A 9033-nucleotide genomic window follows, 5' to 3' on the forward strand; every position below is an offset into this window, starting at 1 on the left:
TCGAGAAACTGCCGGCCATACGAGAAAAAGACAGGTTCCGAAGCGTTGGCCTGGCGTGCTCGGTAGAATTCGACTTCGGCCTGGCGCTCGGCCCGCGCAGCGATACGGCAGCGCGGCTCGAACGTTGCGAGCCGATGCCGACATATCCGGCACGGCGGCGGAGCCGGTTTCGGATCGGATGTGATGCGGTTGAAGGATTTGCTTGCGCGGCGAACGCCCGCGCCGGCGGCCCGGCAGCCTGGGGGGGTGTATTGGGTTCGGCGGCCGGGCCTGACCGGAGTTTGCGAGCCTGCCGGCTATCTCGAAGATGCGCTTGCGCTCATGCAAGGGCAAGAACGACCTAGGCCCTAGGACCAAAGCAGCAGGGGCGGCGCAAACGGCCGAAGCGGCGGCCTTGCTGATCCTGTTTCGGCCGCCCGCATCGAACTTGTCCGCTCAGGCAGGCGCGTAGCGCAGCAGCGTCACGCCCTGCGAGAGGCGCTCCGTGCCAAGCGGCGCCAGCGAGAGCGACAGCCCATGCTGGAAATACGGCTTGCCGCCGCCGAGCACGACCGGATGCATGTAGAGCCGGTATTCATCGATCAGGCCGGCATCGGCCAGGTGCCCGGCCAATTCGGCGCCGCCGACGCCGATCTGGCCATCCGTCTCCGCCTTCAGCGACCTCGCCACCGCCACGGCGTCGCCATCAGCCAGCCGGGCATTGGCGCCGACCTCGCTGAGCGTCGTCGAAAACACGATCTTCGGCGTCTCGCGCCAGGCACGGGCAAAGTCCCGCTCGACCTCGTCGGCACCGGTCTCCCGATCCGGACTGTCCCAGAAGCGCATCGTCTCATACAGGCGCCGCCCGCAGAGCATTATCGCTGTCCGCCGCATGTCCTCGTTGAAATGCCGGTGCAGTTCTTCCTCGGGCACCGGCAGGCCGATGTTGCCGTCCGGCCGGGCAATATAGCCGTCCAGCGACATCAGCATGGAATAGACGATCCTGGCCATCGGCGCGCCTCCGCTGTTGATGGCCAAGGATGCATAACCAATTGCATTTTGCAATCGGTGTATGAAGGTGAAAGCCGGCCGCTGATCAGAAGCCGAAAAACTGCTTGCCGACGAGGTAGCCCAGCGCTGCGACGACCAGCGGGAACAGGGCCGGTGCGATCCTGCCGAACAGCGAGGATTTTGCTTGCCCCTCAGGGGAGAGGGGCTTGGCGTTGCCGAGGTTCTTGGTCATGGGCTGTCGCCGCAATTGTTGCCGGGTGACCTGGAATATTAGAAATCGCTGATTAATTTTCTCACAATTCGATCGGTGCAATTTGCAGCTATCGTCGGTAGTCGCTATTCCGCCTGTTGCGTGCGCTCGGCAAGCCCGAAGGCCTGCAGATTTCTCGATTTGCCGAGATCCTGGTCGGCATTGGCGATGATGGCGTGGAAGGCGGCGCGGGCGATGTCCTTCTTCTTGGCATCGGGATGCACCTTGCGGACGGCCTTGACCAGTTCCTTCGGCGTCATGTCGGGGGTGACGAGGCGCATCAGCGTATCGCCTACGGCCTGCAGTTCGCTGGCGTTCATGACCAGAACCCTGTCTTTGCTGCATGAACCCAGCATATAGCGCGGCCAGAACGTCACTTTTGTGATGCGCGCCGACCGAATCGGAGCGGGAGCCTTTAAAGGATCTTCGTCGCGAAGGCATCGAGCCGTGAATTCTCGCGATAGCCAAGCCGCACCGCCAGGGCTGCCGCGACCCCGCTGACGGCGCCGCCCACCACGTCGCCGGCATAATGAATGCCGATATGGAGCCGCGACCAGCAGATCAGCAGCGCCGCGGCGAACAGCGCGAGCGTGCGGCGCGGCAGCGCCTGCATGGCGAAGGCCGCGACGATGGCCATGCTTGCCGTCGCGTGGTCGGACGGGAAGGACCAGTCGGCGCTGGGCGCGATGAGGAGATGCGTGACGCCGGCGTCGTAGGGCCTGATCCGGTGGATGAAGAGCAGGATGATCTGGTTGATCCCAAGACCCAGCAGGAAGGAGAGGCCGGCTGACAGGCAGGCATGGCGCACATGGTAACGGTCTGTCCTCGACCACCATTGCAGGGCGACCGCAAGCACCATCATCGGCACGCCGAATTGTGAGATGGCGATCATTGTCCTATCAAGGAGCGGGCTGACGCCGGCAGCCGAATTGATCCAATGAGTGAGAGAAGCGTCCATTCTTATCTGGTTTCCCTGGCCGATAGTGGGGTTTGATCGTTGAAGCCCGCCGACGAGCATCGCATTCACCAACTCTTTGAGGTCAGCGTATGGCTAAAAGGTGCCCATGCGTTGATCGAGTGCATCGGCGGCGTCCTGCTATACGTCGTCACCACCGACACCATCGCCTCCTGGGTCAACATGGTCACCCAGGAAGAGCTGATCGAAGATCCCAACGATTTCATAGCTGGCTATCTGTCGCAGATGGCGAGCCACTTCTCCGTCGCGAGCAAGGAGTTCTACGCCTTCTACCTGCTCAGCCACGGCCTGATTAAGCTGTTTTTGGTCGTCGGCCTGCTGCGCGGCAAGCTGTGGTCCTATCCGGCCTCGCTCGCCGCGCTCGGCGCCTTCATGGTCTACCAGGTCTACCGCTATTCCTACACGCACTCGCCCGGCCTGCTGGCGCTGACCGTCTTCGACGCGATCGTCATGTGGCTGATCTGGCAGGAGTGGAAGGCGGTGCGCCGCCATATGGCCGGCTGAGCGTCGGGGCACCCGCGTCTTCACGGTATGCTTCACCGGGCCTGGCGAGCCGCGATGCCAGCTTCTTTGCCTCAGACGAATAGTTGGAGCGGTTCAGCCATTATATCGAAAACTGCACCGCTCCGGTTTTTTACGCGGGCACCAGGATGGCGATGCGATGCACGCCGACTTCCTTGCTCGTATTCGTCGCCTCGTCGGTCTTGCCCTTCGAGCAGGTGTAGACGTCGCCGACCTTCAGCTTGAACTCCTTGTCAGCCTTCTTGATGGTGAATGCACCCGACGTAATCGTGCATACCATGTCGTTGGTCATCACGGTTGGAGGCACGTGTGCTCCGGGCTGAAAGACCGCGTCGACAATGGAGATGCTCTTGTAGGCGGGAATATCGGAATTGCCGGTGCCGACCTCCACCATTCTGACGCCGGGCGCAATCTCCTTGCCTTCCTTCGGACCGTACTTCTTGGTCTTGGCGAATGTTGCCGTTGCGAACAGGGGCGCAATCGTCGCGGCCGTCACGCCGAGAGCGATTGCAGACCTGCGATTCATCTTGTTCATCGCATCCTCCCTAAACCTGCCATGCACGGATAGGCATGGCTACGCAACATTAGCACGTTCTGATTTAAATGTGCAGAACGGCGCTGGCCAAGAGCAATTCCAGGACCAAGCAATTCCAGGAAAAGTGCGTAGCGGTTTTCCGTCCGGAATTGCGTAAGACAAATGGCCGGGCTGCTCGTGCGCATCACTGCTGCTTTTGCCGGAACTTCGAATGGCAGCTCGAACAGTCCTGCAGGATGAGGTGCAGGAGATGTTCGGCCGGCATGCCGGCCGGATCGGCTTGCGCGGCGCCCGGCCGCTTGCCGAGCAGGCTGCCGCCATCCATCGGCGGACCGGTCATCCGCATGTCGGCGGTGATCCCGGCCGGCGCTGTCTTCGCCTTGGCGGCGAGCGCGTCGGCGAGGGCGCCGATATGACGGGCGAGCGCCTCGAACTCCGGCCGGGCCTGGTCGATTTCCGATTTGGCGCCTGACGGCGCGCCCAGCGAGCCGGTGGGAAATTCGGCGATCAGGGCAGGGCCGGTGCGGGCGCTGAGCGTGCCCGCCGCCGCCCCGAAGGCCGCCGGCTCATAGGCGCGCTTGCCGTCGAACATTTCGGCGATCGCCTTCGCGGCGGCCGCCATCTCCTTCATCGAGGCCTGGCGCGCCTTAACGATTGCATTGCCTGGACCCTCCGCCAGCGACGGACCGGCGAGCAGCGAGCCGGCGAACGCCAGCACCGCTGCCGTGTACACGATGCCGGACTTCATGCCTGCACGTCGACAATGCCCATCATGCCGAGCTGCTCGTGCTCGAGGATGTGGCAGTGATACATGCGCGGTCCCTGCCGCTCCTGGCGCAGCTTGAGCCGCACCGTCTCGCCGCGCGCCACGTTCACCGTATCCTTCCAGGCGAGATAGGGCGGCTTCGAAACCTTGCCGTTGCGCTCGTGCTCGATCACCTGGAACTGCGTGCCGTGGACATGGAACGGGTGGTCCATGTCGGCCTGGTTGACGATTTCCCAGAGTTCGGTCTCGCCGGCCCTGGCGACGATGTCGACCCGCGCCATGTCGAAGGCCTTGCCGTTGATCAGGAAGCCCATCTCCATGCCGGTGGCGTTCATCGCCATGGTCTCGGTGAAGACGAGGCGGCGGCTGACCGTGGGAGCCCCAAGCGGCGTGATCGGCCGCAGCCGCTCGGGCAGCGGCGGCATCGCTTCCGCAGGCGTTTCCGACACATCGACCGTCAGCAGCGTCAGTCCGGCGTCGGCGGGCCGGCCCGGCCCCATCCAGCCGCGGTCATAATCGAGCGTGGTGAGGGTCGCGGCGCCCGGCCGGTCGAAGGCGACGACCAGCTCGACGCGCTCGGCCGGGCTGAGCAGGATCTCGTCCGCCGCCACCGGCTTCTCCAGCAGGCCACCGTCGCTGCCGATCACCGTCATCGCGGCGTTGGCAAAGCCCAGCCTGAGAAAGCGCGCATTAGTGGCGTTGTAGAGCCGCAGGCGCCGCTTCGCGCCCATCGCCACCGCCAGCCGCGGATTCTTCTGGCCGTTGACCAGCACATGGTCGCCGACGCGGCCGTTCATCAGGTCCTTCATATCGCTGCCGGGCATCGAGCCGTCGGCGGCAAGGCGAAGGTCGGTGAACATGAGCACCGTGTCGCCATAGACCGCCGGCACGGGATCGGCCTTCGCCTTGACGACGAAGGCGCCGGCAAGGCCGCGATAGACCTGCTCGGCCGTCTTGCCATGCGGATGCGGGTGATACCAGTAGGAGCCGGCGCTGCCCACCGGCAACTCGAAGGCGTAGACGCGATCCGCGCCCGCCGCCACCGGGTCCATCGGATTGCCGTCCTGGTCGGCCGGCACCGGCATGCCATGCCAGTGGATGGTGCTTTGCTCGCCCTCGATTCGGTTGGCGAAAGTGATCTCGACGCGGTCCCCTTCGTAGGCCTCGATCAGCGGCCCCGGGCTCGTGCCGTTATAGGCGAGGATCGGCGTGTCCTGGTCGGCGGCAAAACGTGCCGAGGCGGGCGCCGCCGTCAGCTTCGCCTTGAACAGGCCGGGCCGGCCGGCCTCGTTGGCAAGCAGCGGCAATTCGCGCAACGCCTCGCCTTCGGGCAGCTTTGCGGGGCCTTGTGCCATCGCGCCCATGTCATGGCCGGCATGGCCGCCCATGCCCGGCATGGAATCCATGTCGGACATGCCGTCCATCCTCATCTGCGCCAGCGCGCTGGGGGCCGTCAGAACCGTTGCCAGGCCTGCCGCCAGGAAGCCGCGTCGATGCATCTTTTTTCTCCTGATCGTGATTGGGAGGCGCCGCCGCTGGCGACCTTCTTTCCCCAAGCTAAGGGTTCCAGCAACTGGAAGGTCAAGGGCGGCGCTGGATAAAGCATTGAACGCTGGCGATCGCGGAAACGGCAGGCCGGCGCCAATCTATCGATCGGGTCAGCTCCGTAAATATTTGACGAGCGCCGCAATGGCCAGCAGAAGGGCGACCAACAACAGAACCCAGATGAGCGCCATGCCGCCCATCATCCACATGCTGCCTGAACCGTCCATCATTGCCGTTCATTCCTGCAGCCGGCTCACCGGCGATTGCAGGTGAACTAGTTCGCCCTGGGGCTCCGTCAAGGCGAACTCGACCAGACCACGACGTTGGTGGCTTGCCGGTCAATCAGCGCTCGCCGATACTATCGGCGAATGAGTTCATAATAGGCTTCGGCCAAAACATGCTGGCCGGGCGGCAGCTTCGAAACGGAGTTGCTTTGGTCCAGCGCCTCCAGCGCTCGCAGCAAATGCTCCGCGACATCCGACCTGCCTTGCCGAAAGGCCTGTCTGAACAGAGCCAATAGCTGCCTTTCGAAATTCAGGGTTCGGTGTGTCATTGGACGACCTCCGGAAGTTCGCAATGAGGTTAACGGTTCCAGCGACCGGAAGGTCAAGCGCTCCTTTCAAGAAGCAGGAATAGAGCGCTTGTTGAACCGGCCGAAGCGTCGCCCGGCTCTACTCTTCGCCGCCGCAGCCGTCGGAGAGGTTCCACACGTCCACGATCTGCTTGCCGGTGAAGCCGTGCTCGTGGATCAGGTACTTCGCCAGTCCGCCATATACTTTCCAGCGCCAGCACTGGCAGCAGCACGGGCCTTTCTCCTCGGAATTGGCCATCGCGTAATCATAGGCCTTCTGCTCGTCTGCGCTGAGTTGAAGATCGTAATAGGCCGCCGCCCGCTGCGCGGTGGCCGCCGGAATGTCGTACGGGTCCTGCGGGATGATGACGATGTCGCGGTATTTGACCAGGCCCTCTGTCTGCTCCTTATAGCGCTTCAGGTTCATCGGGCTGCAGCACGAGCCCTTGATGCGCGCCATCGCCGGCATGGTAGCGATCGAGTCCGTGAACTTGGCCGAGCAGGTGCTGTTGCCGTTTTTGCTTAGATCCTCGAAACGCTTGGCCAATCCTGGATCGTCGGCGGCGAACGTGACGTTTGAGCCGAGCAGGACCATCAGCCCGGCTATTGCCATCATCACGCGAAACGCCTTGGTCGATAGGTTCGAAACAGAGGTCATTGAAAATCCTTTCCCGGCCTTCAGCCGATGCGCGTGAATATTGGAAACCGCTCCAGCAGCCAGAACGAGAAGGTCGACATCTGGCCGGTGATCATGGCGAGCCCCATGATGACCATGATGCCACCGGCCGCCGGCTGCAGCAGCCGGCCGGCCTTGCGCATCGCCTTGAGCTGCCGCGCCAGGCCATCGGTAAACAGCGCTGCAAGCAGGAATGGGACGCCAAGCCCGAGCGAATAGATCGCCAACAGGGCAACTCCGTCATTCACGGTGGCGGAGGCCGCGCCCATGGTCAGGATCGAGCCGAGGATCGGACCGATGCAGGGCGTCCAGCCGAAGGCGAAGGCAAGGCCGAGCGCGTAGGCGGAGATCGCGCGGCCGCCCGGCCAGGTCGCATGAAAACGCGCCTCGCGCATCATCCAGCCCGGACGGACGAACCCGATCAGGAAGAGGCCGAACAGGATGACGATGGCGCCGCCGACGAGATTGAGCTCGACACGGTAGCCGAGCAGCAGCCGGCCGAGCGCCGTGGCGCTGGCGCCCAGCACGATGAAGACGGTTGAGAACCCGAGCACGAAGCAAAGGCTCAAGGCAGCCGCCGACAGGCGGGCCGCGCCATCGGCCGGCCCGTCCATCGGTGTCCTGCCGGCAACATAGGAAACATAACCCGGCACCAGCGGCAGCACGCAGGGTGAGAGAAACGAGACGATGCCCGCTGCGAATGCGCTCAGCACGCCGATATTGGACAGTTCGGGCATCAGAGGTTCCTGCTTGCCGACGCGCGCCTCATTTCGGTTGCGCCCGGGCCTGCTCGATCAGCTTCTTCATCGTCTCAAGATTGGTGGCGCCGGGAAATATCTGGTCGCCGACGACGAAGCCCGGCGTTCCGGTGATTCTCAGCGCCTGCGCCAGCTCGGCGTTGCGGTCGATCAGTGTCTGGATTTCGGGCTTCTGCATGTCACTCTTCATGCGCGCCACGTCGAGGCCGGTCTCGACGGCGATCTTGAGCACGATCGCCTCGGTCACCCTCGTCTTGGAGTCGAACAGCGCCTTGTGGAATTGCGCGTACTTGCCTTGCTTCTCGGCCGAGAGCGCCGCCTTGGCCGCGAATACGGAATCCGGGCCGAGGATGGGGAATTCCTTGTAGACGATCCTGAGCTGCGGATCCTCGGCAACGGCCTGTGCCATGACCGGCGCCATCTGGCGGCAATAGGGGCAGTTGTAGTCGAAGAACTCGACCAGGGTGACGTTACCTTCAGCGTTGCCACCGACGGGGCTCTGCTTGTCGCGGAAGATATCGTCCGCGCGCGAAGTGAGCACCGCCTTTGCCTCGGCGGCCTCGGCCTCGCGCTGGCGCTGGTCGAGGCTTTGCAGGGCCTGCACGAGAACCTCGGGATGGGCGAGGATATAATCGTGGATGCGCTGGTCTAGCTGGTCCTGGGACATTTCGCCGGCCGCCATCGCAGGGCGCTCAGCGCCTGTCGGGCCGAGCAGGAACCATCCGGTCAATCCGGCAACGAGAAGGGCGAGGACAAGCCGGCGCCCATATCGGCGTGCCTTTTCGGTGATCATGTTGCATCTCTCCTTGTTATCCATCTTGTGTCCCTCGGGCGGCCATGTGTCGACGGCCGTCAGGTTCCTTCGAGCAGTTTGCGCAGGCGTTTTGCGATGTCGGACGGCCCCGCCGTCGAAAGAAGAGACGACGAGTAGGACCCGTCGGGTCGGACGACACGAACGCTCGCGGTATGGTCCATGAAATAGTCGTCGCCCATCGCACGCTTCGCATAGTAGATGCCATAGGCCTTCGCCGCGCTCGCGATCTGGTCGGCGCTGCCGGAAAGGCCCAGTATCCGTGGATCGAAGGCGCTGGTGTAGTCGACGAGCACCGGCAATGTATCGCGCTCAGGATCGACCGTGATGAAGAGCGGCTGGATCTGGCCGGCTAGCGGCCCGAGCTGGCTCATGGCCTCGGCGATGCTGCCGAGCGTTGTCGGGCAGACATCGGGACAGTGCGTGTAGCCGAAGAAGACCAGCAGCCACTTGCCGCGATAGTCCCGGTCGGTGACTTGGCGTCCGGTTGCTGCGTTGACCAATTGGAACGGGCCGCCGATGGTCGGCGCCTGGCGCTGATGCAGCCAAAAGACCGAGGTAACGGCGGCCACGAGCAACAGCCCGGCCACGGTCAGGCCCCAGGGCCACCGCATCGGTGGCAGTTGCTGGACT

At 63.7% G+C, this 9033-nt stretch carries 12 protein-coding genes; 1 reads left to right on the plus strand and 11 read right to left on the minus strand.

The window, feature by feature from the left end; translation table 11 throughout:
* Positions 1–435: 435 nt before the first annotated feature.
* From AC4FWB_RS27725 to AC4FWB_RS27740, 4 genes are all read right to left on the minus strand, one after another.
* Positions 436–990, minus strand: coding sequence for a dihydrofolate reductase family protein (locus AC4FWB_RS27725; protein WP_491029417.1), 555 nt, complete (start codon positions 988–990; stop codon positions 436–438).
* A gap of 85 nt (positions 991–1075) precedes the next feature.
* Entirely contained in the window at positions 1076–1222 is a 147-nt protein-coding gene (locus AC4FWB_RS27730) for a hypothetical protein (protein WP_491029418.1), read from the minus strand.
* Positions 1223–1326: 104 nt separating this feature from the next.
* The gene (locus tag AC4FWB_RS27735) at positions 1327–1560 is read right to left on the minus strand and encodes a hypothetical protein (protein ID WP_491029419.1); all 234 of its coding nucleotides are present in this window, start codon (positions 1558–1560) and stop codon (positions 1327–1329) included.
* A gap of 95 nt (positions 1561–1655) precedes the next feature.
* Positions 1656–2132 (minus strand): phosphatase PAP2 family protein, encoded by a 477-nt coding sequence (locus AC4FWB_RS27740; protein ID WP_491029420.1) that lies wholly within the window; start codon positions 2130–2132, stop codon positions 1656–1658.
* Between the two features lie 105 nt (positions 2133–2237).
* Here AC4FWB_RS27740 and AC4FWB_RS27745 point away from each other — a divergent pair, with 105 nt between their 5' ends.
* A complete protein-coding gene (locus tag AC4FWB_RS27745) occupies positions 2238–2720 on the plus strand; it encodes a DUF2127 domain-containing protein (RefSeq protein WP_491029421.1) in 483 nt (160 codons plus the stop codon).
* A gap of 130 nt (positions 2721–2850) precedes the next feature.
* Here the strand turns inward: AC4FWB_RS27745 and AC4FWB_RS27750 are convergent, their stop codons facing one another.
* The 7 genes from AC4FWB_RS27750 to AC4FWB_RS27780 all read right to left on the minus strand — a co-directional run bounded on the left by AC4FWB_RS27750 (position 2851) and on the right by AC4FWB_RS27780 (position 9014).
* Positions 2851–3273 (minus strand): hypothetical protein, encoded by a 423-nt coding sequence (locus AC4FWB_RS27750; protein ID WP_491029422.1) that lies wholly within the window; start codon positions 3271–3273, stop codon positions 2851–2853.
* Between the two features lie 184 nt (positions 3274–3457).
* Complete coding sequence (locus AC4FWB_RS27755) at positions 3458–4021, minus strand: cytochrome c (protein ID WP_491029423.1); 564 nt, start codon at positions 4019–4021, stop codon at positions 3458–3460.
* Complete coding sequence (locus tag AC4FWB_RS27760; protein ID WP_491029424.1) at positions 4018–5538, minus strand: multicopper oxidase family protein; 1521 nt, start codon at positions 5536–5538, stop codon at positions 4018–4020. The genes AC4FWB_RS27755 and AC4FWB_RS27760 overlap by 4 nt, the downstream gene beginning before the upstream one ends.
* Before the next feature lie 717 nt (positions 5539–6255).
* Complete coding sequence (locus AC4FWB_RS27765; RefSeq protein ID WP_491029425.1) at positions 6256–6813, minus strand: hypothetical protein; 558 nt, start codon at positions 6811–6813, stop codon at positions 6256–6258.
* 20 nt (positions 6814–6833) lie between these two features.
* Positions 6834–7568: a cytochrome c biogenesis CcdA family protein gene (locus tag AC4FWB_RS27770; RefSeq protein ID WP_491029426.1), complete on the minus strand. Its 735-nt coding sequence runs from the start codon at positions 7566–7568 to the stop codon at positions 6834–6836.
* A gap of 28 nt (positions 7569–7596) precedes the next feature.
* The gene (locus tag AC4FWB_RS27775; protein WP_491029427.1) at positions 7597–8382 is read right to left on the minus strand and encodes a DsbA family protein; all 786 of its coding nucleotides are present in this window, start codon (positions 8380–8382) and stop codon (positions 7597–7599) included.
* A 59-nt stretch (positions 8383–8441) separates the two neighbouring features.
* Positions 8442–9014 carry an SCO family protein gene (locus tag AC4FWB_RS27780; RefSeq protein WP_491029428.1) on the minus strand — a complete coding sequence of 191 codons (573 nt, stop codon included), beginning with the start codon at positions 9012–9014 and terminating at the stop codon, positions 8442–8444.
* Between the last annotated feature and the right edge of the window lie 19 nt (positions 9015–9033).

This window comes from Mesorhizobium sp. LEGMi-168a (genome assembly GCF_058312955.1).